The sequence below is a fragment of the Peteryoungia rhizophila genome (assembly GCF_004912145.1).
Classification (GTDB): domain Bacteria; phylum Pseudomonadota; class Alphaproteobacteria; order Rhizobiales; family Rhizobiaceae; genus Allorhizobium; species Allorhizobium rhizophilum.
The window spans coordinates 382066-406118 of the sequence record NZ_STGT01000001.1; the positions used below are offsets into that span (position 1 = coordinate 382066).

Sequence of the window (24053 nt, forward strand, 5' to 3'; positions counted from 1 at the left end):
GCCGGATCGTGTCGGATACGGGGCGCGAGAGGCGCCCCGTATCCCGCGGATCACTGGCCGAGGCTCGTCTTGATGTTGTCGGTCGCCTCGGTGGAATAGACCGCCTTCCAGCCGTCGAGCAGTGTGTCGCGCGTCACCGGAAGGGCTGGCAGTGCGACAAAGGCCGGCGCTTCCTTGCCGAGCAGCGCATAGCCGGCAAGCTTGGCTTCGACGACACCGGCATCATAAGGCCGCTGCGCGCCGAGCCCCTTGACGAAGCCGCCCTGGGCCATCGAGATCGCCACGTTTTCCCCGAGGTCGATCGTGGTGATGACAAGATCGTCGCGACCCGCGACACGCGCCGCCGAAATCACGCCTTCGGCCGGCACGTCCCAGACCGCCCAGATGCCCTTGATGGTCGGATTGGAGGTGAGGATGGCAGACGCTGCCTTTTCCGCATCGCCCGAGAAATCAGGTCCGCCGATGCCCTGCTCGGCCACGATCTTGATATTGGGATAGTCGGAGGCGATGGTCGCCTTGAATGCATCGTAACGCTGCTTGGTGACGAAGAAATCGGCGGCATGGAACACGAGCCCGATATCGCCCTCCCCGTTCAGCGCCTTGGCCATCAGGTGCGCAGAGGCCACGCCATTTCCATAGTTGTCGGCAGATACGACCGACACATAGTCCTTGCCGGCTTCAAAGCCTGTCGGCACATTGTCCATGAAGACGAGTTTGGTGCCAGCCTCTGCGGCTGCCTTGTAGGCCGCAGCCGTCGCTGTCGGATCCGTCGGGATCGAAACGATGATATCAGGCTTCTGCGCCATGATGGTCTCAAGGTCGGATACCTGTTTTTCCGGCTTGAAGCCGGCATCGGTCACCGCAAGCACCTTGATGCCCATCGCGGCGAATTGGGTCTGAAGGCCGTTGATCTGGGCGCGGGACCAGTCGTTGCCGCCATAGTGCATGACGATCGCGGCCGTCGCATTCATGGCCTTGATCTTCGCCAGTTCTTCATCGGTCAGCGTAACGTCGGCAGCCGGCGAGGGATCCTCGCCCCCCGGCCCCTTGGACAGGACCGTCTGCTGGAGCGCGGCCAGGGCGCTGTCAGGATCGGCGAAGGCCGGCGCTGAATAGGTACAGGCAAGCGCCAACACGGCGGCAGTGCCCAACAGGGTTCTTCTCTTCATCATCACTTTCTCCTCCCGAAAGTGGGGCATGCGCCCCGGTCGCGGCCGTCAGGCCGATTTGAGATAGGTCATGCTCGCCTTCGCACCTTCGAGTGGGTCAGACCACGAATCGAGCTCCGTGCAGACCCAGCCATCGAAGCCAACCTCCCGAAGGGCCGCGATGATGTCGTCCGTCGGCACGTCGCCGCGATCGATCGGTGTGAAGGCGAAGGGCTCCTTCTGGAAACCCTTGAGATGGACATAGGAGATACGTGCCGCATGCTCGCGGACGAGTGCGGCGGGATCCCCTCCGGCAGCGGCGAGATGGGCCGTGTCCGGGCAGAAATGAATGCCGGTAAGCGCAAAGATCTTGCGCACCTCGGCCGGTCCCTCGACGATGGTCGATAGATGCGGGTGGTAATGGGCGGTAAGACCGCGCGCCTCGGCGATTTCCTTCACGCGGTCGAGCGCGGCTGCAAGCTTGTGATAGTCGGCCTCGCGGATGCCATCGAAGCGCTTGGCGCCACCACCGACGACGAGATGCGGGGCGCCGAGCTCGGCGGCGCGATCCGCCGCGCGGGTCACCCGGGCCAGTTCCTCCGGCAGAATGTCGTCGAAGATGAAGTTGCCGCCGGCATAGGTCGCCACGAGCGTCAGCCCGTTGTCGCCGAGCAGGGCCCGCACGTCGTCCACGCCGAAATCGAGAAGGTTGCCATCGAAGAGCTCGACGCCCTCATAACCCACCGACGCGATGTCCGCGAAGGCCCGGCGCATGTCGCCAAAGGTGCGGTAGGCGAGATTGGTGATTGACGTGACGCCGACCGCATCTCCGCCAAGGCTGCCCCAGCAGTTCGCATGATAGGCGAGCTTGAAGTTCGACATCGGCGCCTCCTCCCAGTGACCGTGTTGATGTGCGAGCCGTCTTACGTCCATAAAAAGTGCATGTCAATTATTTAACTGCACAACTGAGCATACTTTTGCTGATTTAATACAAAAGATCGATGTTGCCAGTCGGAAGCCTCCGCCTTAAGAAGGATGGAGAGGGCGAATCCGCCGGAAGGAAGAAGGCATGGCGACGACGGCAACCGCGGCAAATGACGCCGCCACCCGCCGCAAAGGTCGGCCGCGCGTCACCGAGACCGCGGCGCCGAGCCTTGTCGACATTCTCAATCTGGTGCGGACAGAACAGGCCACCACACGCCAGGAAATCGAGCGGCAGAGTGAACTCGGCCGCGCGGTCGTCGCAGACCGCTTGGGTACGCTCGGCGAACTCGGTCTGGTCGACGAAAGCGAACTTGCGACCGCATCCGGTGGGCGCGCGCCGCGCCTTGTGCGTTTTGCCGCAGATCGTGGCCGGATCCTCGTTGCCACGCTCGACCAAACCGCGCTCGGCGTCGGGATTGCCGATCTCGGCGGCTCCCTGCTCATGGAGCATCACGAGGCGACCGAACTCAGCCAACCGGTGTCGGCCCTCGCCGATCGTCTGGACACGCTTTTTCGCTGGATCCTCGAACGGCATTCGGACATCCAGCTCTACGGCATCTCCATTTCCGTTCCAGGTGCCGTCTCCGACGGCGCCGAGACGCTATTCCAACGCGCCACGCCTAGCGTTCTGCCCGGCTGGGAGAGTTTCCCGCTTGTCGAAACACTCGTTGGGGCCTTCGATGCACCCGTGTGGCTCCGCTCCAGCGTCGAGACCATGACAATGGGCGAACTGCATGCCGGAGCCGGGCGTAATCAGCGCACCATGATGTTCATCAAGGTCGGCAAACGCATCGGGGCCGGGCTGGCAAGCGACGGAATTCTCTTTCGTGGCGCACAGGGCGCCGTTGGCCTCATCGGTTCTGTTCCGGTCACCGTTGGCGACAGGACGGGCACGCTGGAGGCGATGGCGGGGGCGGACCACATTGCCCAGGATGGCAGGCTTGCAGCAGAAAACGGCACCAGCCCGATACTTGCCGAGCTCGTTCGACGCGGCGCCGACATCACGGCGCTGGAAGTCGCCCAGGCCGCCCAGATGGGCGATGCCGCCGCCATCGATATCCTGGCGCAAAGTGGCCGGTTGATCGGCCAGGTGGTCGCGACGCTCGCCAACATGTTGAACCCCGCGCTCATCGTGTTGTCCGGTTCGATCGCGCAGACCAATGACATTCTTCTCGCCTCCGCGCGGGAGGCCATCTACGGTGCTTGCCACCCCCTCGTCAGCCGCGACATGCAGATCATCCGCTCCCAGATGGGCAGCTCTTCAGGTCTTGTCGGGGCCGCAATCGTTGCGTCCGAGGGGCTGTTCGCACCACCGATGCTGAAAGACTGGATCATGGCCGGGCACCCTCAGGCGCACCCGCTTTTCCAGGAGATGAAAAAGGAAATTGCCCGGCGAAAGGTCATGAAGGGGGATATGGTCCGGCCGCCGGACGTATGAGGAGGATTTAATGACGATTGCGGGTCTCGGCCCTCATGGGGAGCGGGCATCGGCGCCCGAGCGGGTTTTGCTGCTGCCGGAGGACATGGAGCGGGCGCGGGCCAATGGTTTGCGGGTCGCCGTCGTTTTGCATACGCTCGAAAGTGACTGGGCCAAACAGCAGCTTTCCGGCATCATCGGCATGCTCGGCAATTGCGGGGTCGCGGTCATTGACGTGATCGACTGTGCCTTCACGCCGGAGATCCAGATCGAGGCGCTCGAGCGGCTGATCGAGGAAGCACCGGATGCCATCATATCCCTACCCGTTGCCAATTCGAAAGTGGCGACGGCGCATGCGCGCGTGTCTGCGGCCGGCATAAAGCTCATCCTGCTCGACAACGCACCGACCGGACTTCTTCCGGGAAAGGACTACATCTCCCTCGTCTCGGCAGACAATTTCGGCCTCGGCAAGATCGCGGCTGAAGGCTTGTCGCCGCATCTGCCTGATGGCGCGGAGGTCGGCGTGCTCGGCTACGACGCCGATTTCTTCGCGACCAACGAGCGGGAAATCGCCTTCGTCAAATGGATGCAGATCCACCGTCCGGACGTTACGCTGCGAGTCCAGCGGTTTCCGGCCCTGTCGGCAGTTGCCGCAACCACGCGCGCTCTTGCCGAAGCCCATCCGGATCTGGCCGGCCTCTTTGTCGTCTGGGATACGCCGGCAATGATGGCCGCCGGCGTTCTCAAAACGCTGGGGCGCAAGATTCCGATGACGACCGTGGATCTCGGCCATGCGGCGGCGATCGGGCTTGCTGCCAGCGATCCCCTTGTCGCGATTGCCGCCCAGCAGCCGTTCCGTCAGGGTGAGAGTGCAGCCTCCATTACTGTTACCGCGCTTCTCGGCAGGCCGGCCCCCGACTGGGTCGCGCTTCCCGGCCTTGCGGTCACCGCAAGCAATGTGGTGGAGTGCTTCCAGTCCGTGTGGCGGGCGCCGGCACCCCAAGAAGTTCTCCGAAGGCTCAGGCTCGTCGGCCTGAAGGCTTCCGATCAACACCCGTCTTGAGCGGGAAAGCTCTTTCGAACTTGTAGTTTCTGCGGAACAACCCAATATTTAAGCAATGTCGAATGCTTTACGCATCGCACGTGGTCGCTTCGGGAGAGTGGCGCTGCTGGATATGGATCGACCCCTGGTGCGGCACGCGCATCCGCATTGCCATGTGCTGTTGAAGGTCGAGGGTGCAGACACGCAGTTTTCAGTGCGCGACCGCCTCGTGCCTCTCACGGACGAAAGCGCCGTTCTCATCAATGCCTGGGAGCCGCATGCCTATGCGCATGACCAGGCGCGGCCGAAGACGGTGATCCTGGCGCTCTACATCGAGCCGCAATGGCTCGGCCATTTCCGGCCGAATTGGGCGGCAAGCCACGCCCCCGACTTCTTCGCCTCGAATGTCGGCTCGATCACCCCCGACATCCGTTCGCGCACACGCACGCTTGCGGAGGCCATGGTGAAGGAGCCGAACAGCGCCGAAGTGCATGAGGTGCTTCTCGGTGAACTGATGGTCGCCGTCATCGAACGCTTCGCCGACTGGCGGGCCGTGCCCAATTCGATCCGCGATCTCGCATCACGCCCGCTGCTCGACTTTCGTATCCGCAAGGCCGTCGAGCGTATGAAGGCGGCGCCTGGCGAGATCGCCGATCTCGATCTTCTCGCGACCGATATCGGCCTGTCGCGGGCACATTTCTTCCGGCTGTTCGAGACCTCGATGGGTGTGACGCCGCGGGTCTTTCTCAATGTGCAGCGCCTGGAACGGGCGGTGTCGGCCGTTGCCGATGGAACGGAGAGCTTCGCGGCGATCGGCGACCAGCTCGGCTTTTCCGTACCGGCTCATTTCTCCCGCTTCTTCCACGATCATGCCGGCTCCTCGCCGAGCATCTTCCGCACCGTCAGCCGGCTCTCGGCTGACGATTTTGAGACTCCTCGGTAAGGTCTGATACGCGGCGGTATCGCCCGATTGCGTGCCCTCCTTCACCTTTCTCCCACGGCACCCCGAGACCAACGGGTGCGGGAGGAGCACATGAAGAGTTTGGAGACGGCGGGCGGCCTGATCGGCCGGACCGTGGAACGTGTCGAGGATGCCGGACTTCTGACCGGCCGCGGCCGCTACATCGACGACCTGCCCGTCCGGCGCGACACCGCCCATCTGGCGATCCTGCGCTCGCCGCATGGCCATGCCCAAATCCGTGCGATCAATACGTCTGCTGCCAGTGCCCTGCCCGGCGTCTCCGCCGTGCTGACCGGGGACGACGTTGCGCGGCTCACCCGCAGCATGACCGTGGGAGTCAAGGCGAATGTCGAATGCTGGCCGATCGCCCGGGACCGGGTACGCTATGTCGGTGAACCCGTGGCCCTCGTCGTTGCCGAGAACCGCTATGTTGCAGAGGATGCGCTCGATCTGATCGAGGTCGAGTACGAGACCCTGGTCGCCATTGTCGATCCCGAGAGGGCACTCGCAACAGACGCGCCGGTCTTGCATCCCTCGCTCGGCACCAACCTCATCAACGAGCGCAGCTTTCGCTACGGGGACCCCGAAGCAGCGCTTGCGACTGCCGACCACCGCATTTCCATCCGTATCGCTTATCCCCGCAACTCCTGCACGCCGATCGAGACCTACGGTGTCATCGCTGAATACGATCCCGGTGAGGACGCCTATGACGTCACGGCGAATTTTCAGGGACCGTTCTCGATCCATGCTGTGATTTCCCGCGCGCTGAACGTACCCGGCAACCGCATGCGGCTGCGCACGCCGCCCGATTCCGGCGGCTCCTTCGGCATCAAGCAGGGCGTCTTTCCCTATGTGATCCTCGCCGCCGTCGCCGCCCGCGTTGCAGGACGGCCGGTGAAATGGATCGAGGACCGGCTCGAACACCTGACGGCCTCCGTTTCGGCGACCAACCGTGTCACGACGCTCGAGGCGGCCGTTGCCGCCGACGGCCGCATCACAGCACTCTGCTGGGATCAACTGGAAGATTGCGGCGCGCATCTCCGCGCACCGGAGCCGGCGACCCTCTACCGCATGCATGGCAACATGACCGGAGCCTATGCGATCGAAAACGTCGCCATCCGCAACCGCGTCGTGCTCACCAACAAGACGCCGACCGGGCTCAACCGCGGCTTCGGCGGACCGCAGGTCTATTTCGCGCTCGAACGGCTCGTCCACAAGATCGCCGACGAACTTGGCCTCGACAGGCTTCAAGTCATCCGCCGCAACCTCGTGCCGGCCGACGCCTTTCCCTATCGCACAGCGACTGGCGGGCTTTTGGATTCGGGCGACTATCAAACCGCAATCGACCGCGCCTGTGCCGAAGGCGGCCTGGAGGCTCTGAGGCTGCGAAGGGATCAAGCGCGTGCCGAAGGGCGCCTCTACGGCATCGGCTATGCGACGGTTGTCGAGCCGAGCGTCTCCAACATGGGGTATATCACGACGGTGCTCACGCCGGAGGAAAGAGCGAAGGCGGGTCCGAAGAACGGCGCCCAGTCCGTTGCAACAGTGGCCATCGACCCACTCGGCTCCGTCACTGTCAAGGTCGCGTCAGTACCGCAGGGCCAGGGCCATCGCACCGTTCTGGCGCAGGTCGTCGCCGAGCGGCTCGGCCTTCCCCTGGAGGCCGTGCGCGTCAACACCGAACTCGACACGGCGCGCGACGCCTGGTCGATTGCCTCGGGCAATTATGCAAGCCGGTTTGCCGCTGCCGTCGCCGGCGCCGCAGCCCTTGCTGCCGACCGTATCAGGGACCGTCTTGCAGCGATCGCTGCTAGCCAACTCAATGTCAAGGCGGATCGCATCGACTTCAAAGCCGGAAAGCTTTTCGATCGCGCCAATCCTGACAATGCCATCTCCTTCGGGCGTGTGGCGGCTGCAAGCCACTGGGCACCCGGCACCCTGCCTGATGGAACCGGCCAGACGATCCGCGAGACAGTTTTCTGGACGCCGGAGCAACTCGAGGCGCCGACAGCAGCGGACGGCATCAACTCGTCGCTTTGCCATGGCTTCATCTTCGACATATGCGGCGTGGAGATCGACCGGGCGACCGGCCAGGTCCGCATCGACCGCTACGTGACGATGCACGACTGCGGCCGCATCCTGCATCCCGGCATGGTCGACGGCCAGGTCCGCGGCGGCTTCGCCCAGGCTATAGGCGCCGCACTCTACGAGGAATATGCCTATGGCGGCGATGGCAGCTTCTTGACCGGAACGCTCGCCGACTACCTCATCCCGACCGTAATGGAGACGCCGGAGCCGCTGATCCTCCATCACGAGACGCCATCGCCCTTCACGCCGCTTGGCGCAAAGGGCGTCGGCGAGGGCAATTGCATGTCGACGCCGGTCTGCATCGCCAATGCCGTCGCCGATGCGCTCGGGGTCGAGGACATCCGGCTGCCGCTGTCGCCAAGCCGAGTCAGCGAATGGCTCTATGGCGAGGAGCGCCCGCCGTCGAGACCTCAGGATTCGACCCCCGTCGCCACCGGCGCCTCCGGAGAACGTTTGCTGACGGGCTCGGGCTCGGCCGACGTCGTCGCCACGCGTGAGTCCGTCTGGACGATGCTGCTCGACCCGAACACGCTAAAGGCCATCATTCCAGGCGCACATGAGGTCCGAAAGGTCTCCGACACGCATTTTCGCGCCGAGGTCACGCTCGGGATCGGTCCGGTCAAGGGCCGATACCGCGCCGACATCCGCCTCTCCGACATGGTGGCACCTGAAGCGGTCACGCTGTCCGGCGGCACAGAGGGCGCACTCGGTTCCGGTCGCGGCACGGGCCGTGTCACGCTGACGGAAACGGCGAACGGCACCCGCATCGACTATCGATATGAGGCCGCGATCGGCGGCAAGGTCGCCTCTGTTGGTGGCCGACTTCTTGACGGCGCGGCGCGCGTGGTGATCGGACAGTTCTTCCAGGCGCTCGCCCGTCATGCCGGCGGCGGAGGGCCTCCCAGCGCCGCCGCCGGCTTCACTCAACGGCTTTTGAGCCTTTTCAGGAGGCGCAGATGAAGCCTGCATCCTTCGATTTCCTCTGCCCGGACACGCTAGAGGAAGCGCTTTCCGCACTCGCCGAGGGCGGCGGTGAGGCTCGCGTCATCGCCGGTGGGCAATCCCTGGTGCCGATGCTCAACATGCGGCTCGCCCGTCCAGGCCTGCTGGTCGACATCATGCGGCTCGAGGCATTGCGCCGGATCGAAACGTCTGGCGACGAGATCACCGTCGGCGCCGGTGTGCGGCAGGCGGAACTGGAAGCCTGGGCATATCTTTCGCGCGACCTGCCACTTCTGGCCGCCGCCTTCCCCTGGCTCGGCCATGTGCAGACCCGGGCACGCGGTACGGTCTGCGGCTCTGTCGCCCATGCCGACCCGAGCGCCGAACTGCCGCTGTCCCTGGTGACGCTTGGCGGTGCCGTAAGCCTGCGCAGCCGCAAGCAGAAGCGCAAGGTCAAGGCGGACGACTTCTTCATCGGCATGATGGCGACCGAGCTAACCGAGGGCGAGATGATTGAAGCCGTGCATTTCCCCAAAGCCCGGCCCGGCAGCGGTTATGCCTTCCGCGAGATTGGCCGGCGACATGGCGATTTCGCCATCGTCGCCTGCGCTGCCGTCGCCGACGACAAGGGATTGCGGCTCGGCATTGCAGGGGTCGATGACCGGCCGCGCGTCTTCGCGCTGCCTGCGCTCGACAACGACCAGTTCGACGATGCCCTCAACGATATCGCCTGGTCGCTGAATGCCCGCGACGACATTCACGCCAGCGCCCGCTACCGGCGCGAACTGGTCCGCAATCTCGGTCGCGAGACCCTGAAGGAGGCAAGCCGATGCCGCGCATGAACGCTGCCCAGAGGCATGTGGTCGATTTCACGCTGAACGGCCAGAAGGTCCGTGCAGAGGCCGAAAACCGCATGCTGCTCTCGGACCTGCTGCGCCACGAAGTCGGGCTGACCGGCACCCATGTCGGCTGCGAGCACGGAGTCTGCGGCGCCTGCACCGTGCAGATCGACGGAAAGCCGGCACGCGCGTGCCTGACGCTTGCCCAGCAGGTGCGCGGCAGCGATGTGCGGACCGTGGAAGCGCTAGCCCCCGGTCCGGCCGAGCTTTCCCCGCTTCAGGCGGCCTTTCGCCGCCATCACGGCCTGCAATGCGGCTTCTGTACGCCTGGCATCCTGATGTCGCTCGACGCGCTCTTGCGCGAGCAGCCGGACGCCGGCCGGGAAGAGATACGCGAACACCTCTCCGGCCATCTCTGCCGGTGCACGGGCTACGCGACCATCGTCGAGGCGGCGCTCGCCGCCGCGGAGGAACAACGGAAGGAGGAGACACCCAATGCTTGATCTAGGAACGAGCTTCCTCGCGAGCGTGGAGCGCGACCCGGACGCGCTCGCAATCGTCGACGGGGAGATGCGACTGAGCTATCGCCAATGGTACGACAAGATTTCGGCGCTTGCCGCGGCCCTTCGCGAGACCGGCCTGAGGCGCGGAGATCATGTGCTGACTGCCATGCAGAACCGTTGGGAGAACGCGTCGCTGCACTGGGCCTGCCAGTTTCTCGGCCTGGTCGTCACACCGCTCAACTGGCGGGCGAAGGCCGATGAGATCGATTTCGGCATCGAGGATGCCGACGCGAAGGCCGTGTACTACGAGGCATCGACGGAAGAGGCCGTGCGCCTGTCGCGGCTCGCGCAGGACTTGCCGCAATTCTCGGCCGAGGCGCTTGCCGATATCATGAAAGGCAAGGCACCCGATGTGGTGCCTGTCGCCGACGCTGCCGACTGGTCGCTGATGCTCTACACGTCAGGCACGACCTCGAAGCCGAAGGGCGTGCCGCGGCGTCACCGCGCCGAACGCGCCGGCGCCGTCGCCCATGTGGCGCAGAACCTCTACCGGCATGGCGAGCGCACGCTCGGTGTCATGCCGCTCTACCACACGATGGGCGTGCGCTCCCTGATCGCATCCTCGCTGATCGGCGGTACCTTCGTCTGCCTGCCGCGCTTCGACGTGGCGAAGGCGCTCGACCTGATCGAAGAGGAGAAGATCACCAATCTGTACCTCGTGCCGACGCTGTACCACGACCTCGTGCATCACGAGGCATTCTCGCCCGAACGCGTCGCCTCCGTCACCAAGCTCGGCTATGCCGGCGCCTCGATGACGGACGGATTGTTGAAGCGGCTGGACCAGACCTTCCGGCCGGAGCTCTTCGTCAACCATTATGGCTCGTCGGAAATCTACACCTTCACGATCGAGCAGACGGCGACCGCGAAACCGGGTTCCGCCGGCCGCGCCGGCATCAACCAGACGATCCGCGTCGTGAAGCTTGGCAGTCGCAATCCCGACGAACGGGCGGCCGTCGGCGAAGAAGGCGAGATTATCGCGCTGATGAAAAGCGACGAGGCCTTCGAGGGCTACTGGAAGCGGCCCGATGCGGACGCCAAGGCACTTCACGGCGGCTGGTACTTCACCGGCGACACCGGTTTCGTCGACCAGGACGGTGATTTCTTCGTCACCGGCCGGGCCGACGACATGATCATCACCGGCGGTGAGAACGTATCGCCGGTCGAGGTCGAAAGCTGCCTGTCGCTGCATGAGGGCGTCGCCGAAGTCGCCGTCGTCGGCCTGCCCGACGAGCGCTGGGGCAAGATCGTCGTCGCCTTCGTCAAGCGGCGGGGGGATGTCACGGCCGAGGATCTCGACCGCCATTGCCGCGATTCCGGTCTCGCCAATTTCCGCCGCCCACGCCGCATCGTCTTCGTTGAAGCGATCCCGAAATCCCCCGTCGGCAAGCTGCTGCGCCGCCTTCTGGTGGCCGGCGAATACACCGCGGAACGCATTCCCGAACACCAGTGAGCGGCCAGAACGCCACAAGACCCATGAAAGGACATACCATGCCCGAACACGTCACATTCCAGGACCCGCGCCTCCCCGAACTCGATGGCTTCACCGTCACGATCGACACGGAACGCCAGCGCGCCGACATCACGCTCGACCGTCCGCCCTACAATATCGTCTCCATGCTGGCACGCGACCAGTTGCGCCTGGTCTTCGAGGCCCTCGACGAGGACGATCGCGTGCGCATCATCGTTGTTGCCGGCAAGGGGGAGCACTTCTCGTCGGGCGGCAACATCAAGGGCTTCCTCGAGGCGAGCCCGGAACATGTCTCGCACCTCGCCTGGAACATCGCGGCACCCGCCCGCTGCTCCAAGCCGGTCATCGCTGCCAATCGCGGCTTCTGCTTCGGCGTCGGCTTCGAACTGTCGCTCGCCTGCGACTTCCGCATCGCGACGGAAACCACCCGCTACGCACTGCCCGAGCAGAAGCTCGGCCAGATCCCGGGCTCCGGCGGCTCGGCCCGCCTCCAGAAGATGGTCGGCGTCACCCGCACCAAGAACATCGTGATGCGCTCGAAGCGGGTGACCGGCCAGGAAGCCTATGACTGGGGCATCGCCTCGGAGATCGTTGCGGATGCCGATCTGGAAAAGGCCGTCGATGCGCTGGTCGAGGAACTGATCGGCTTCTCGCCGCTGGCCCAGCGCACGGCGAAGAAGCTCCTGAACGATACCGACGACGCCCCGCTTTCAACGGCCATCGAGCTCGAGGGCCATTGCTACAGCCGGCTTCGCACATCCGAGGATTTCCGCGAAGGCGTGCTCGCCTTCCACGAAAAGCGCGCACCGGCCTTCGTCGGACGCTGAACCACAGGCCGGGCAGGAACCCGGCTTCATTTTCCAAGAGGAGGGAGCGGCCTCGTATCCGCTTCGGGAGGAACCAACATGGAAACAATAGACCAGACCACACAGGAAAGACGCTTTTTCGAAAGGGGGCCCGGCATCGCGTCGGGTCTCCGAGACCTGCCGAAACATCTCGGCATAAAGACCATGAGCGCCGGACTCGTCGCCGCCATCTTCGGCTGCTCTGGACCCGCCTTGATCGTCATCGGCGCAGCCGAGGCGGGCCAGTTGACCAACGGGCAAACCGTTGCCTGGCTCTTTGCGATCTATGTGCTCGGCGGCTTTATCAGCACGCTGCTCGCGCTCCATTACAAGCAACCGATCAACGGCGCCTATTCGATCCCCGGGGCTGCCCTCGTCGCCGGCTCGCTTGCGACTATTCCGTTCAATGAAGCGGTCGGCGCCTTCATCCTGGCGGGGCTGCTGGTTCTGCTGCTTGGCGTCACCGGGCTGATCGGGAAGGTCATGCGCTGGCTGCCGATGCCGATCGTCATGGCGATGATCGCCGGTGCGCTAATCCGTTTTGCAATTGGAACGGTCACGGCACTCGGCACGTCACCGGTGATTGCAGGCGCAGCGATCCTCGCCTTCTTCGCGTCGATGCGACTGACCAAAGCCATCCCGCCGGTGCTGGCCGCCCTCGTCGCCGGCCTGATCGCGGCCATTGCGACCGGTGCGGTCGGGGGCGGAGCCGCCAACATCGCCTTTGCGGCACCGGAATTCACGATGCCGGTATTCACCATTGATGCCTTCTTCGCGATCGCCATCCCACTCGCCCTTCTGGTGATTGGTGCCGAGAACGCGCAGGCCACCGGTGTCTTGATGGCCGAAGGCTACAAGCCGCCGGTCAACGCGATGACGATTATTTCCGGCATCGGCGGTGTCGCAGCCGGCTTCCTCGGTGGCCACAATGCCAATATCGCAGGTCCGATGACGGCGATATGCTCGTCAGAACAGGCCGGCGAAAGCAAGGACGGGCGCTATGCCGCCACGGTCGTCAACGGCCTTCTCTTCGCGGCTTTCGGCCTACTCGCCGGCGCTGCCGTTCCGATCGTGCTCAGCCTGCCGTCCGCTCTCATCGGCACGGTCGCAGGTCTCGCCATGATCAGCGTGCTCCTGTCGGCCTTCCAGAACGCTTTCGGCAAGTCGCTCGGCAATCAAACCGGCGCCTTCGTCGCCCTTGCCGTCGCCATGTCGAACGTCTCGCTCCTCGGCATCAGCGCACCCTTCTGGGCTCTGGTCGCCGGCGTGATCGTCTCTGCGCTTGTCGAGGCCGGAAGCTTCGGGAAGAAACAGGCCGCGTAAGCGCGGGGTTTCTGTTACCGATGTAGGGTCTAAGTCGCTCCCGTTTGCGGATCTATATGGCCGGAATGGGGGCGTCAGTTGTCGCAGCCTTTAAGCTAGCGCACTTGAAATCTGAGGTCGAGGAGCGGAAATAATTGCCGCTCTCCCGCCATGTTGACGTCGGCCCAAAGCCAGGGCACAAAGATGGCATCCACGGTCGCTCGCGACAGAAAAACATAGGGAAATCAAAGTCAATTTTGTTAAGCCTTTGAAATCATGTGAGAATCCAGGATCCCCAGCCAATTCTTCTAAAAAGCCCTGATTTCCACGTTTTTCCGTCGTGCCCCATAAGCTTGGGCAACTATGGACCACCTATTCATGCCGAACCGTCGTGTTCATCGAAGGCTTGGAAACTTGGCTGGGGACCCTCGTGATCAGTGAATCATATGAGACCCGACCACATCGCCTGCGAATGTGTGTCAGATCACGAATGCCGGTATCCAGGAGATTTTCGTGAAGCTGGAGAGTTGCGGTCAGCAGCGGTTTAGCCCCGTTGGGGGGCACGTGCATTTTTGATTTCACGACACGTTCCGTGCTCCTCACTAGCCTCGCTTCTCGATGTTTGGCCGGACCGTAACTGATGTCGGTTCCTGCTGTTGCTGCGTGAAGAGAGACCAGGCGGAGATGAAAAGAGCAGCGATTAGGGGGCCGATGACGAAGCCACTGAGGCCGAAAAGCGAAATTCCGCCGACGGTCGAAATGAGCACGACATAGTCCGGCAGTCGGGTGCCCTGCCCGACCAGCGGAGGACGGAGGAGATTGTCGATCAGCCCGATCACAAAAGCTCCGATCACCACCATCAGGATGCCCTTGATCCACGCGCCGATGAGGAAGAGCCAAATCGCCGCCGGCACCCAGACAATCGCGGCACCGATGGCCGGCAGCATGGACAGGAAAGTCATGACGACGCCCCAGAGCAATGCGGCCTCGATGCCCAAAGCCCAGAAGCTCAAGCCGCCGATCAGACCCTGTGTGATCGCGATGATCACATTGCCCCGAACCGTGGCGCGGACGACGGCTGCGAACTTGTCGACGAACTGGCGCGTATAATCGTCACTGAGCGGAATGGAGTGACGCAAGGTCCTCCCCAATGACGCGCCGTCGCGGAACAGGAAGAACAGCAGGTAGAGCATCAGTCCCAGGCTGATGAAAAATTGGAGTGTGTTCTGTCCGAAGCTCAACACTCCGCCGGCAATCGACTGGCCTGCCTCCATGAAGCCGGAGGAGAGCTTCGTCCACACTTCGGCAAAGCCCTCGAGCTTGAGTGAAGTCAGCCAGTTGTCGAGGAATGCCGGCAGGATGGACTGAAGACGCAGGAGATGGGCGTTCAGGTCGATCTCGTTGCTGCTGATGCGCTGGTAGAGGCTGGTGCCTTCCTGGATGAGCGAGGCCAGAATGCCGAGCGCGGGCAGGATGACGAGGCAGACGCAGAGAAGCAAGGTCAGCAGTGCCGCGATCGTGGAACGGCCACCCACCATTCGTTCGAGCCGTCTGTGAACGGGAAAGAACAGGATTGCCAGGATCACGGCCCAGAGGACTGCAGTGTAATAGGGAATGAGCAGCCACACGAAGGCAATCGTCACGATGACCAGGAGCACGTAAAAACTGGCTCTTTGGATGGACATTCTAGCGTGTTCTTTCTGTTGCGGCTCGGGAACGCGAGGCGGCAATCTTTAAGGTCAGCGGTCGTCGGAACGTACTGCACGGCTGCGGTCAGCCGATTGTTTCACTTTATCCGCCAGCGCCGAAAGGTCCATTCCTGGCCATCTCCGGATACTGCACGGTTTGCTGCTCGTCAGTGTCGACGGAGACCGACGGCACCGCAAGCCGAACGCCAGCGCCACCTGCGCCGCTCGTGGCACGCTCGTCAATAAAGAGAATGCCTGCATCTTCCAGCGCTGTCTTGACTGCTGCAAGTTCATGTTCGTGTTCAAGGATGTCGCCTGCGCTCGCTTCGAGCGCCTGCATGACCGCAATGGACAGGTGCGCACGATCAGCGACGTCCTCTTGCGTCAGACCAAGCATTGCCCGTGCCGCTGTGATTTGTCGTCCGTCCATCAAAGACTGCTCCTCCAGATTGATCGGGGTAAAGGCGGGAACCGGCGGACGAGGTGACCGGGAGACGAAAAGGCCGCCGCTGCCATCAGATTTTGATGACCGACTGCAAGGACACCACAGCCACAAGATCACCGCCGGCAGACATGACCTCAAGCTGGCGACCATCTATGGTCGCGTCGCCGATGACAGCCTCTACAACCATTTCCTTCGCGGCGGATATGGCCCCGCATCGCGCGGCAGCGTCATCCGGAAACTCGACACCTTCGATATCCAGCTCCAGTTCTGTACGCTCGCGAATGTGAAAGAAATATCTTTTCATTCTCTTCAACGGCATTCCCTTTGGAAGGTTCCAGCCTCGTCGCCGGGCGGATTGATGCGCGCCTCTTACGAAGGCTGGGCGATGCCGTCTGCGCACCGAGGTCATGACCAGTTCCACCGGCAAAAAAGGCGCGCTCGGGCGCTGCAAGCGGTGGCGCCGTCTATCATACGGGCGCCTGATGGCTTGTATGCACCCAGCCCCTGACATACACGACGCATGTCTGGGGCGGACCGAAAGAAACGTGCGATGAATGGCAAAAGTCGGCTGTCGACCGACAGACCCTTCAATCCAGAAAAGGCTCGGACTACTTCGTCGTGTCGGGTTGATAGGATCTTCGGCATGCCCTATCCTTCTGCTAATACAAAGGAAATTAGGGGCTGGCTCAAGTGTGAGCCGCACCTCAGGTGCCGGGACAATTGATGGAGCGTTACGCACCGGGCAAGGCCCAGAAGTTCGTCGTCATGGCGATCGTGGCGGCGTGGGTGGGCTTTATCGCCCTGGCGTCCTCCTGGGCATTTCAGTCCTATCATGCGACAGTCAAGGCAGCAGAGGACCGCGTCGCGACCTCCAGCCTTGTCGTCGCAACCCACGCGAAATGGATCTATGAATTCGGGGGGCAAGCCACACGGCGGCTTGCCGATCTCGTCGAATCTGGTCGGGCCCCGGTGCAGGTGAATACGGTACAGGACATCAACGGCGCCCTGGAGGGACTACCGGGAACCGTCAAGGCCTATGTGGTCGCCGCTGATGGAAAGACCCTGTACTCGACGGACCCGGATTTGAAGCCGATAGACATCCGGGATCGGGAATACTTCAAAGAGCTCGCAGCCGGCCGTCAGGACTACGTATCGTCACTTCTGATCAGTCGGCTCGGTGGCGAGCAGATCTTCGTATTCAGCCGCAGGTTCGAACAAGACGGGGCCTTTGCAGGCGTGGTCACGGTCTCACTCTCTACGGATCTGATGCAGCCGATCTGGGAGGCGGTGAATCTGGGGGGTAACTTCGCCGTCAGCTTTATTCGAGAGGACGGGCAACTGGTCGCCCGCTACCCCAAGCCGGAAGCCGGTCTCGATATGAGCAGCTATGTGCTCTTCACGGACTATCTAAAGCGCCAATCGAACGGTACCTACATTGCCGATGCATCACCTCTCGATGGTGTGCAACGGATCGTCGGGTACCGGAAAGTGGAAGGCACTCCCTTCGTTGCAGTCGCTGCAGCGGATCTCGGCGTACTCATGCGGCCCTTCTGGCACAACATCGAAGTCTTGTCCGTGGTCACCGCCCTCGCCTGCCTCGGCTCGCTCGGGGCAGCCTTTCGGATCAGGAGTCTTCTCCGCATCCAGGATGACCAGGCCGCCGCGCTCCAAACCGCGCTGGACAAGAACGAGCTTCTCCTGCGGGAGATCCATCATCGGGTGAAGAACAACCTTCAGTCCGTCATGTCGCTGATCCGCGTCCATCTGAAGCCGGGAGAACAATCGCAGGCCTTGAGCGACCGCATCAAGGCGATGGTCGCCGTGCACGAACTGATCTACCAGCACGACGCTTTCGAAGCCCTTGATGCGGCGCAGCTGGTCCGCCGGGTCACGGAGAACGTGATCGGCGCCTATGGCAGCGGGGTCGCCGTCGACTTTGACCTCGCTCCCCTCTACGTCTCCAATGACCGAGCGACTGCACTGGCCCTGCTCGTCAACGAGGTCGTCAGCAACAGTCTCAAATACGCGTTCGAGGGCCAGGACAGCGGCAGGATCCAGGTCCGTCTTCACACGGAAGAGACGGGCGACATGTCACTGCTCGAAGTATCGGACGACGGGATCGGTTTCGACACGGCAATCGCCGTCAAGGGCACCGGCACCAAGCTCATGGAAGGCTCCATCAGGCAACTTGACGGCAGCTACACGCTGGATGGCAGCGATGGCACCCATTTTTCCGCGCGACTGAAGCTGATTTAGCCATCGTCGGCAAAGCTGATAGTCGAGCGGAGATAGCTGACGGCATCAACCGCGACGCAGGTCGATACGGCTGGTGACGATCGACTGGCCCGTCTTGGGATCCGTATCGACCGTTGTCAGACGCATTCCGGAATCGCCAACCTTCTCGATCGTCATCTGTGCACGACGGTCGCCATTGACCTCTTTCGCCCAGGTTATGCCGAGATTGATCTTGTCTCCGGCGCGCTGTCCGCCCAGTCCGGCAGTTCCGGTGCCAGCACCGACGTAAGAGCCGGCATATCGCGTTCCACTGGCCTTGAGATCGGCGCTGATGGCGCGCGAGAATATCGCAAGGCTCGTACATTTTCCGTCAAGCGAGAGCGATTGGGGTGTCGTGGCCGACGTGAAGCTGCACGTCACGTTTAACGGTGCGGAATTGGCCCGCACCTTGACTGTGCCCTTGCCGTTCCAACTCCCGGCGATGGACTTCAGAAAGACGGGGTCGTCGGCATGGGCGATGCTTCCCGAGGCGGAGACAATCGCCGTCGCGGCGATCATGGACCAGGCAAAAAATCTTATCATGGACTTGTCCTTCATTCGCGGACTACCGGCACTCTGGCAGCGGCAGATTTCGCAGGAGGTTATGATGGGCAACATTTGGGGAGCCAGGAAGTTCCGGAAATCCGGGAAATAATGATCTTCGGCATGAGCCTGGCAGCAGTGGTCACTGCTCCTGCAAAGCGGGCATCTTCATCCAACCTCGGCAGCAAAGCCCTACATCCGTGATGACTTCACTTCATCAGCCCTGCGGCCCGCAATGCGTCCTCGATGACCTGCTGAATCCCCTGAGGCATCTGTGGTTGACCAGGCTGCGACCTAGCGCCTGGCGCATCCGACGCTTCGGTTTTTTCTCTCCGCTCGAAGGACGGGGTCAGCCCCCAGGCGCGCGCAATGTGCACGGTGGAGGATATACCGACATCGAGCATGTGAGCGGCAGGTCGACCGTATCCGGACGCCGCATCGACGGGCGTTCCATGACCCATTCCAACAATCCGGTAATGCTCGATAGCATCGCGGCCGGATGCGTCTTTCCAGATTTCCAGCCTATGACCATCTACGTCCCGAGCGTGGTTCGACCCGGCCTCAGCGCCGTGAACACCGCGCCACTGATCGATGATGGCCAGGGCATTTGCTTCTGCGACAGTGTTGTCCTTGGTTCCGTGCCAGACGGAGACGGTCGGCCACGGCCCTTCGTGTCGCGAAGCGTTCCGAAGTCCGGCATCGAGCGTGGTTGAGGATGGAATCCCGTGCCCGCGCATGCGGTCGAATGCTTCCGGCACCGTGGAGGCAACGCCGAAGGGAAGGCCAGCGATGATCGCACCACCGGTAAAGACTTCGGGATAGGAGGCGAGAAGCGAATTGGCCATGGCGCCACCTGCCGAAAGGCCGGTGACGAACACACGCCGCGGATCCACGCCGTGAACCTCGATCATGCTTGCCACCATCTCGCGGATCGACAAGACCTCGCCCTTGTCGCGGGTGACGTCATCGCTCTGGAACCAGTTGAAACAGAGATTGGCATTGTTCTGGCGGGACTGTTCCGGAAAGAGGACCGCAAAACCATAGTCCTCGGCAAGCCTGGACCAGCCGGAGCCATGATCATAGGCGGCCGCCGTCTGTGTGCAGCCATGCAGGACGACCACAAGAGCGGGCGGGGAAGCTGGACTGTCCGGGCACTGATACCAGCCGGTGAGCTGGCCAGGGTTTCGCGAAGGGTCGGCCAGTCTGGTCAGCTTGTTCGGCTGGCCTGTGGCGTCTGCCGTCTGCGCGCGGGCGCGAGCGAGCCGCTCGATCGTATCGGAAATGCTTCGCATGGGTGACTTTCTGTGGTTCCGGAAAGCCAACCGACATCCCTGTTGATAAATGATATTCAACGACGAAGTCGAGGACCGGCGTGAGCCGATCCTCGATTGCTATAAGTTAGAGGGTGCGAACCCGATACCGATCACGCTCCTGCTCGATCTCGGCTGGGCCATAGGGATCAGCGGAATGATCGAACTTCGTCCAACCCTGCTCCGAATAGGCCTGGCGGCGCGCCATCGGATCGACGCGATTGGACCGCTTGAGGATCGCTTCTGCCTCGGCTTCCATCCCGTCATCCACGCGAGCTGTGACAAGCGTGCCGCCACGGCGCACACCTTCCGCGTAGACATGAGCTTCATCTTCGGAGACACCTGAATCGGTCAGGGCACCGATCAGGCCACCAGCCGCACCACCGGCAACGGCGCCTGCAATGGCGCCCGCCGCAGTGGCGGCAAGCCAACCGGCGGCGACGACCGGGCCGACCCCGGGAATGGCCATGATGCCGAGGCCTGTCAGAAGACCGCCGGCGCCACCGACCACAGCGCCGATACCGGCACCGGTGCCAGCACCTTCTGCGGCGCCATTGTCGTTGTCCTCATGCCTGTGAGCGTTGTCGACATTGTTGGAAACAATGCTGATATCGTCGGACGGGATGCCACGGGCTTCGAGCGCGCTGACAGCCGCGGTTGCATGACCATAGGTGTCAAAGAGTCCAGTAACGGTTTTCATGGGAAATGACCTTTCTCTGCAGTTTCGCAGAATTATTTCGAGACGACGTTGCCCTGGTAATCCATGGCCACTGGCATGGACTTGCCGTCCTTCATTGCAGTGGCTTGCCAGACGCCCTGGTCGTCGAGCTTGAGGTCGGCAACGCCGGTGTAGCCGGCCTCTTCAATGCGCTGCTGTGCCTGTTCTTCGGTAAAGGAATTCGCGCCCTCCACAGGGGCTGCAGCATTCGGCGTATCCGGTGTCGCTACGGCAGGCGTGTCGCCATCCGTGGCCGGAACCGTCGTGGTCTGGGCATAGGCAGACACTGCCGTGGCGCATACGAGCGCCGCCGCGAAAATCATCTTTTTCATGGGTTTTCCTCTTTGCAGACCTGGTTGCTAGGTCTCGGAGCAAGAACACGAGCGCGTGATTAAAGTTCCGCACTTTGCCTGTCTTTCGTTATAATCGATAACTTCATCTCTTCGCACTCCAAAGCGCGTCGGGGAAATGTGCCGCGAAGGGAACAGACTGGTCACGGGCGGGCTTTTAGCTGTAAGGTCATCCACGGATTGTGGATTGATTAGCTGCGCCGTTGAGCGGGAGAGCTTCTTTTGAACAACAACAGTCCGATTCATACTGACTGGGATGCACGCGCGCTCCGCAGTGCCATCGATTCTGCCGGGGTCGCTCTCTGGACGTGGATTGTTGAAAACGACGATTTCGTCATGGATGCCAGAGGCTTCGAGCTCTGGGACCTTCCCCCGGAAACCGGGCTCACATTCGAACACCTGTCCGCCCAGGTACATCCTGCCGACCGGGACCGCGTCAGGGCGGCCTTTGTCGCCACACGTGTCGTCGAAGGTCAGTTCGAAATCGACTTCAGAATATTGACGAGCGCATCGGACGTGCGCTGGATTTCTGCGCGCGGCCTGGGGGGTAACGGCGACGCCGCCGCCCGGAAGATGACGGGCATCTTTCTCGATGTCACGGGGCGCAAGCAAGCGGAGGAGGGTCACGAGCTGCTTGCCGGCGAAATGAGCCACCGGGTGAAGAACCTTCTCGCTCTGGCGTCTGGCCTGACGACGATCACGTCGCGGACGACCGAGACGAAAGAGGAGATGGCGAAGCAATTGACCCAGAGGCTGACGGCGCTGGGGCGGGCCCATGATCTGGTCAGACCCCTCCCCAATGGCCAGGGAAGTGCCGCTCTGCTCGGCGATCTGTTTTCGGTGCTTTTGGCGCCGTATGACGACCTGAGCGCCTTTGCAGGTCGTATTCGTGTTGCCGTTCCTCGTATGGGGATCGGAGAGAAGGCGGCCACGAGCCTTGCCCTCGTGATCCACGAGCTGGCGACCAATTCGCTGAAATACGGTGCGTTATCGGCCGAGCAAGGCTTGCTCGATATCTCCGGCTCAACCGTCGAGGAGGATGTGGAGATCCTATGGAGCGAGCAAGGCTGCGCGGATGTCCCGAAAAATTTACCTGAGGGATATGGCAGCAAGCTGCTCCAACGAACCGTGGGTGGTCATCTCGGTGGGTCAATCGTATACGATTGGACCGCAGGAGGGGTCGTGGTGACCTTGAGAATGCGGGTGAGTGATCTGGCACACTAGCTGTCCCCACGGCACCCCTGCAGATCAGGCGGATATCTGGTGGATGAACTGGACCGATCTTCGGGCAAGGTAACGGGACTGCGTCCTCTCAATCTAAGGCTGCACTCTGATCGCCCCGAGCAAATCGTACAGGGTTGGCTCTCTCCAAACCATTCCGTTTTTGGCTTGATAATTGGCAAGATACCAGACAATTCAGGCTGTCTGAGCCAAGTTTCGGATAAATGATGCAAGGCTCCGGCACAACGTGTGGTACAGTGACGATGTTAAAATTGACCTGATCGGTCTTTTTTTTGACGCTCCTGCCGAGTCATGACTTGCGCCGTGAGTCTCCGGCCCTTGAGGGCCTTACAATGTCACAGATACCGAAAGTGCATTTCGAAGCTGCCAGCACGCTGGCCGTGGTGATCTCTTCCAACGAACCGCTACTGTTTCTGTCTGCTGATCTCAGGATCATCGCAGCGAGCGCATCCTTCTGCCGGGCATTCGAGATTGCCCCGGCCTCCGTCGCCGGCAAGCGCCTCGGCGAACTCGGGCACGGGGAATGGGCCATGCCCAGGCTCGAGTCCCTGTTGACCGCGACCGTCAACGGCAGTGCGAGCATCGATGCCTATGAGATCGACCTGAAGCGGCCGGACCTGAAAACGCGACAGTTGATCATCAATGCACGCAAGCTCGACGACGGTGACCTCGAGCATATTCGCCTGCTCGTCGCCATCACCGACGTGACCGACATGCGCGCAGAGGCTCGTCTGAAAGACGACCTGGTTCGCGACAAGGCCATCCTTCTGCAGGAAGTCCAGCACCGGGTCGCCAACAGCCTGCAAATCATCGCCAGCGTGTTGATGCAGAGTGCGCGCCGTGTTCAGTCGGAGGAAGTCCGCGGGCATCTCCATGACGCACGTCAACGCATCATGTCGATTGCAGCCCTGCAACGTCAGCTTTCCACGTCCGCCGGTGGGAACGTCGAGCTGCGTGCCTATTTCACCCAACTTTGCCAAAGCCTCGGCGCTTCGATGATCGCGGACCCCGAAAGACTGTCGATCCAGGTGAAGGTCGATGATAGCTCCGTCCTGGCGGATGTTTCCATCAGCCTGGGTCTCATCGTCACCGAACTCGTGATCAATGCCCTCAAGCATGCCTTTACCGACGACAGGAACGGAACGATCGAGATCGACTATCGATCCTCCGGCAAAGACTGGACGTTGTCCATTTCAGACAATGGAATTGGAATGCCTGTGGGGAACGATACGCCCAAGGCGGGTTTAGGGACCGGTATCGTGGAAGCGCTCGTCAAGAACCTCGAAGGCGAGATTGAGTTGAGCGACGCTGATCCAGGTACGGTGGTTACAATCCGCCATAACGAAGCGTCCAGCCTGCGGACCGGGTTCTCGCCGGCGGCTTAGGGATCAAATCGGTCCCTGAAGCGCCAAGGGCTGCACTACTGCAGCCATTCTCATACAGCGAGTGAACAATGAAGAACGGCAAAGCGGTCGTCCTTATCGTGGAAGACAGTCCGCTCATACGAATGAGCGCAGTCGATCTCGTCCTGTCTGCGGGTAATGAAGCGCTGGAAGCTGGCGATGCCGACGAGGCGATCCGTATCCTCGAAACGCGGGATGACATTGACCTCGTGTTTACCGATGTGCAGATGCCGGGAACGATGGACGGTATCAAGCTGTCCCATTACATTCGTGATCGGTGGCCACCCGTGAAGCTGATCGTCGCCTCCGGTGCTGCCATAGTCGAAGAAAGCATGTTACCTGTCGGAAGCCGCTTCTTCTCCAAACCCTACGACGACCTCACCATCACCGAAGCAATGGCGCGCCTGCTTGCGAGCGACGCCCCGAAGGCTCGCTCGCTCTGAAGCAGAGACGATGGCTGGCCCCCATCAACTGGGGGCCG

General features: G+C 62.1%; 22 protein-coding genes. 13 read left to right on the forward strand and 9 right to left on the reverse strand.

Going from position 1 to position 24053, the window contains the following annotated elements; all coding sequences use genetic code 11:
• Positions 1 to 50: 50 nt before the first annotated feature.
• The gene (locus tag E9677_RS01840; RefSeq protein WP_112240720.1) at positions 51 to 1172 is read right to left on the reverse strand and encodes a substrate-binding domain-containing protein; all 1122 of its coding nucleotides are present in this window, start codon (positions 1170 to 1172) and stop codon (positions 51 to 53) included.
• Between the two features lie 45 nt (positions 1173 to 1217).
• Positions 1218 to 2030 (reverse strand): sugar phosphate isomerase/epimerase family protein, encoded by an 813-nt coding sequence (locus tag E9677_RS01845; RefSeq protein ID WP_136556393.1) that lies wholly within the window; start codon positions 2028 to 2030, stop codon positions 1218 to 1220.
• Between the two features lie 187 nt (positions 2031 to 2217).
• On the opposite strand from E9677_RS01845, the gene E9677_RS01850 reads away from it, so the two are divergent.
• The 9 genes from E9677_RS01850 to E9677_RS01890 all read left to right on the forward strand — a co-directional run bounded on the left by E9677_RS01850 (position 2218) and on the right by E9677_RS01890 (position 13620).
• Positions 2218 to 3570, forward strand: coding sequence for an ROK family protein (locus E9677_RS01850; protein ID WP_136556394.1), 1353 nt, complete (start codon positions 2218 to 2220; stop codon positions 3568 to 3570).
• 10 nt (positions 3571 to 3580) lie between these two features.
• A complete protein-coding gene (locus E9677_RS01855; RefSeq protein WP_136556395.1) occupies positions 3581 to 4612 on the forward strand; it encodes a substrate-binding domain-containing protein in 1032 nt (343 codons plus the stop codon).
• 55 nt (positions 4613 to 4667) lie between these two features.
• Positions 4668 to 5534 (forward strand): helix-turn-helix transcriptional regulator, encoded by an 867-nt coding sequence (locus E9677_RS01860; RefSeq protein WP_136556396.1) that lies wholly within the window; start codon positions 4668 to 4670, stop codon positions 5532 to 5534.
• A gap of 90 nt (positions 5535 to 5624) precedes the next feature.
• Entirely contained in the window at positions 5625 to 8600 is a 2976-nt protein-coding gene (locus E9677_RS01865) for a xanthine dehydrogenase family protein molybdopterin-binding subunit (protein ID WP_136556397.1), read from the forward strand.
• On the forward strand, positions 8597 to 9424 hold the full coding sequence (locus E9677_RS01870; RefSeq protein WP_136556398.1) for an FAD binding domain-containing protein: 828 nt from the start codon (positions 8597 to 8599) through the stop codon (positions 9422 to 9424). The genes E9677_RS01865 and E9677_RS01870 overlap by 4 nt, the downstream gene beginning before the upstream one ends.
• On the forward strand, positions 9412 to 9924 hold the full coding sequence (locus tag E9677_RS01875; protein WP_136556399.1) for a (2Fe-2S)-binding protein: 513 nt from the start codon (positions 9412 to 9414) through the stop codon (positions 9922 to 9924). Before E9677_RS01870 ends, E9677_RS01875 begins: the two co-directional genes overlap by 13 nt.
• The gene (locus E9677_RS01880; RefSeq protein WP_136556400.1) at positions 9917 to 11434 is read left to right on the forward strand and encodes an AMP-binding protein; all 1518 of its coding nucleotides are present in this window, start codon (positions 9917 to 9919) and stop codon (positions 11432 to 11434) included. The genes E9677_RS01875 and E9677_RS01880 overlap by 8 nt, the downstream gene beginning before the upstream one ends.
• Before the next feature lie 38 nt (positions 11435 to 11472).
• A complete protein-coding gene (locus E9677_RS01885; protein ID WP_136556401.1) occupies positions 11473 to 12279 on the forward strand; it encodes an enoyl-CoA hydratase/isomerase family protein in 807 nt (268 codons plus the stop codon).
• 78 nt (positions 12280 to 12357) lie between these two features.
• Positions 12358 to 13620 carry a benzoate/H(+) symporter BenE family transporter gene (locus E9677_RS01890; RefSeq protein ID WP_136556402.1) on the forward strand — a complete coding sequence of 421 codons (1263 nt, stop codon included), beginning with the start codon at positions 12358 to 12360 and terminating at the stop codon, positions 13618 to 13620.
• 581 nt (positions 13621 to 14201) lie between these two features.
• On the opposite strand, the gene E9677_RS01895 is transcribed toward E9677_RS01890, so the two are convergent.
• From E9677_RS01895 to E9677_RS01905, 3 genes are all read right to left on the reverse strand, one after another.
• Positions 14202 to 15284, reverse strand: coding sequence for an AI-2E family transporter (locus E9677_RS01895; protein WP_136556403.1), 1083 nt, complete (start codon positions 15282 to 15284; stop codon positions 14202 to 14204).
• Between the two features lie 106 nt (positions 15285 to 15390).
• Positions 15391 to 15717: a helix-turn-helix domain-containing protein gene (locus E9677_RS01900; RefSeq protein WP_136556404.1), complete on the reverse strand. Its 327-nt coding sequence runs from the start codon at positions 15715 to 15717 to the stop codon at positions 15391 to 15393.
• An 85-nt stretch (positions 15718 to 15802) separates the two neighbouring features.
• On the reverse strand, positions 15803 to 16141 hold the full coding sequence (locus E9677_RS01905; protein ID WP_136556405.1) for a DUF6894 family protein: 339 nt from the start codon (positions 16139 to 16141) through the stop codon (positions 15803 to 15805).
• A gap of 314 nt (positions 16142 to 16455) precedes the next feature.
• On the opposite strand from E9677_RS01905, the gene E9677_RS01910 reads away from it, so the two are divergent.
• Positions 16456 to 17988: a sensor histidine kinase gene (locus E9677_RS01910; protein ID WP_136556406.1), complete on the forward strand. Its 1533-nt coding sequence runs from the start codon at positions 16456 to 16458 to the stop codon at positions 17986 to 17988.
• 45 nt (positions 17989 to 18033) lie between these two features.
• Here the strand turns inward: E9677_RS01910 and E9677_RS01915 are convergent, their stop codons facing one another.
• From E9677_RS01915 to E9677_RS01930, 4 genes are all read right to left on the reverse strand, one after another.
• On the reverse strand, positions 18034 to 18549 hold the full coding sequence (locus E9677_RS01915) for a hypothetical protein (RefSeq protein WP_136556407.1): 516 nt from the start codon (positions 18547 to 18549) through the stop codon (positions 18034 to 18036).
• A gap of 209 nt (positions 18550 to 18758) precedes the next feature.
• Positions 18759 to 19841, reverse strand: a complete 1083-nt coding sequence (locus E9677_RS01920) for an extracellular catalytic domain type 1 short-chain-length polyhydroxyalkanoate depolymerase (protein ID WP_136556408.1) — start codon at positions 19839 to 19841, stop codon at positions 18759 to 18761.
• 106 nt (positions 19842 to 19947) lie between these two features.
• Complete coding sequence (locus E9677_RS01925) at positions 19948 to 20559, reverse strand: general stress protein (RefSeq protein WP_136556409.1); 612 nt, start codon at positions 20557 to 20559, stop codon at positions 19948 to 19950.
• A gap of 32 nt (positions 20560 to 20591) precedes the next feature.
• Complete coding sequence (locus E9677_RS01930; protein ID WP_136556410.1) at positions 20592 to 20909, reverse strand: PepSY domain-containing protein; 318 nt, start codon at positions 20907 to 20909, stop codon at positions 20592 to 20594.
• A 240-nt stretch (positions 20910 to 21149) separates the two neighbouring features.
• Here E9677_RS01930 and E9677_RS01935 point away from each other — a divergent pair, with 240 nt between their 5' ends.
• The 3 genes from E9677_RS01935 to E9677_RS01945 all read left to right on the forward strand — a co-directional run bounded on the left by E9677_RS01935 (position 21150) and on the right by E9677_RS01945 (position 24015).
• Positions 21150 to 22151, forward strand: coding sequence for a sensor histidine kinase (locus tag E9677_RS01935; protein WP_235882830.1), 1002 nt, complete (start codon positions 21150 to 21152; stop codon positions 22149 to 22151).
• 350 nt (positions 22152 to 22501) lie between these two features.
• Positions 22502 to 23554, forward strand: a complete 1053-nt coding sequence (locus E9677_RS01940; RefSeq protein WP_136556411.1) for a sensor histidine kinase — start codon at positions 22502 to 22504, stop codon at positions 23552 to 23554.
• 68 nt (positions 23555 to 23622) lie between these two features.
• Entirely contained in the window at positions 23623 to 24015 is a 393-nt protein-coding gene (locus E9677_RS01945; protein WP_136556412.1) for a response regulator, read from the forward strand.
• Positions 24016 to 24053: the final 38 nt, after the last annotated feature.

What these genes read in the sequence shown, in the direction of transcription:
- E9677_RS01840 (WP_112240720.1), bottom strand. Translation starts at nt 1,172, where the DNA reads ATGATGAAGAGAAGAACCCTGTTGGGCACTGCCGCCGTGTTGGCGCTT.
- E9677_RS01845 (WP_136556393.1), bottom strand. Translation starts at nt 2,030, where the DNA reads ATGTCGAACTTCAAGCTCGCCTATCATGCGAACTGCTGGGGCAGCCTT.
- E9677_RS01850 (WP_136556394.1), top strand. Translation starts at nt 2,218, where the DNA reads ATGGCGACGACGGCAACCGCGGCAAATGACGCCGCCACCCGCCGCAAA.
- E9677_RS01855 (WP_136556395.1), top strand. Translation starts at nt 3,581, where the DNA reads ATGACGATTGCGGGTCTCGGCCCTCATGGGGAGCGGGCATCGGCGCCC.
- E9677_RS01860 (WP_136556396.1), top strand. Translation starts at nt 4,668, where the DNA reads ATGTCGAATGCTTTACGCATCGCACGTGGTCGCTTCGGGAGAGTGGCG.
- E9677_RS01865 (WP_136556397.1), top strand. Translation starts at nt 5,625, where the DNA reads ATGAAGAGTTTGGAGACGGCGGGCGGCCTGATCGGCCGGACCGTGGAA.
- E9677_RS01870 (WP_136556398.1), top strand. Translation starts at nt 8,597, where the DNA reads ATGAAGCCTGCATCCTTCGATTTCCTCTGCCCGGACACGCTAGAGGAA.
- E9677_RS01875 (WP_136556399.1), top strand. Translation starts at nt 9,412, where the DNA reads ATGCCGCGCATGAACGCTGCCCAGAGGCATGTGGTCGATTTCACGCTG.
- E9677_RS01880 (WP_136556400.1), top strand. Translation starts at nt 9,917, where the DNA reads ATGCTTGATCTAGGAACGAGCTTCCTCGCGAGCGTGGAGCGCGACCCG.
- E9677_RS01885 (WP_136556401.1), top strand. Translation starts at nt 11,473, where the DNA reads ATGCCCGAACACGTCACATTCCAGGACCCGCGCCTCCCCGAACTCGAT.
- E9677_RS01890 (WP_136556402.1), top strand. Translation starts at nt 12,358, where the DNA reads ATGGAAACAATAGACCAGACCACACAGGAAAGACGCTTTTTCGAAAGG.
- E9677_RS01895 (WP_136556403.1), bottom strand. Translation starts at nt 15,284, where the DNA reads ATGTCCATCCAAAGAGCCAGTTTTTACGTGCTCCTGGTCATCGTGACG.
- E9677_RS01900 (WP_136556404.1), bottom strand. Translation starts at nt 15,717, where the DNA reads ATGGACGGACGACAAATCACAGCGGCACGGGCAATGCTTGGTCTGACG.
- E9677_RS01905 (WP_136556405.1), bottom strand. Translation starts at nt 16,141, where the DNA reads ATGACCTCGGTGCGCAGACGGCATCGCCCAGCCTTCGTAAGAGGCGCG.
- E9677_RS01910 (WP_136556406.1), top strand. Translation starts at nt 16,456, where the DNA reads ATGGAGCGTTACGCACCGGGCAAGGCCCAGAAGTTCGTCGTCATGGCG.
- E9677_RS01915 (WP_136556407.1), bottom strand. Translation starts at nt 18,549, where the DNA reads ATGATAAGATTTTTTGCCTGGTCCATGATCGCCGCGACGGCGATTGTC.
- E9677_RS01920 (WP_136556408.1), bottom strand. Translation starts at nt 19,841, where the DNA reads ATGCGAAGCATTTCCGATACGATCGAGCGGCTCGCTCGCGCCCGCGCG.
- E9677_RS01925 (WP_136556409.1), bottom strand. Translation starts at nt 20,559, where the DNA reads ATGAAAACCGTTACTGGACTCTTTGACACCTATGGTCATGCAACCGCG.
- E9677_RS01930 (WP_136556410.1), bottom strand. Translation starts at nt 20,909, where the DNA reads ATGAAAAAGATGATTTTCGCGGCGGCGCTCGTATGCGCCACGGCAGTG.
- E9677_RS01940 (WP_136556411.1), top strand. Translation starts at nt 22,502, where the DNA reads ATGTCACAGATACCGAAAGTGCATTTCGAAGCTGCCAGCACGCTGGCC.
- E9677_RS01945 (WP_136556412.1), top strand. Translation starts at nt 23,623, where the DNA reads ATGAAGAACGGCAAAGCGGTCGTCCTTATCGTGGAAGACAGTCCGCTC.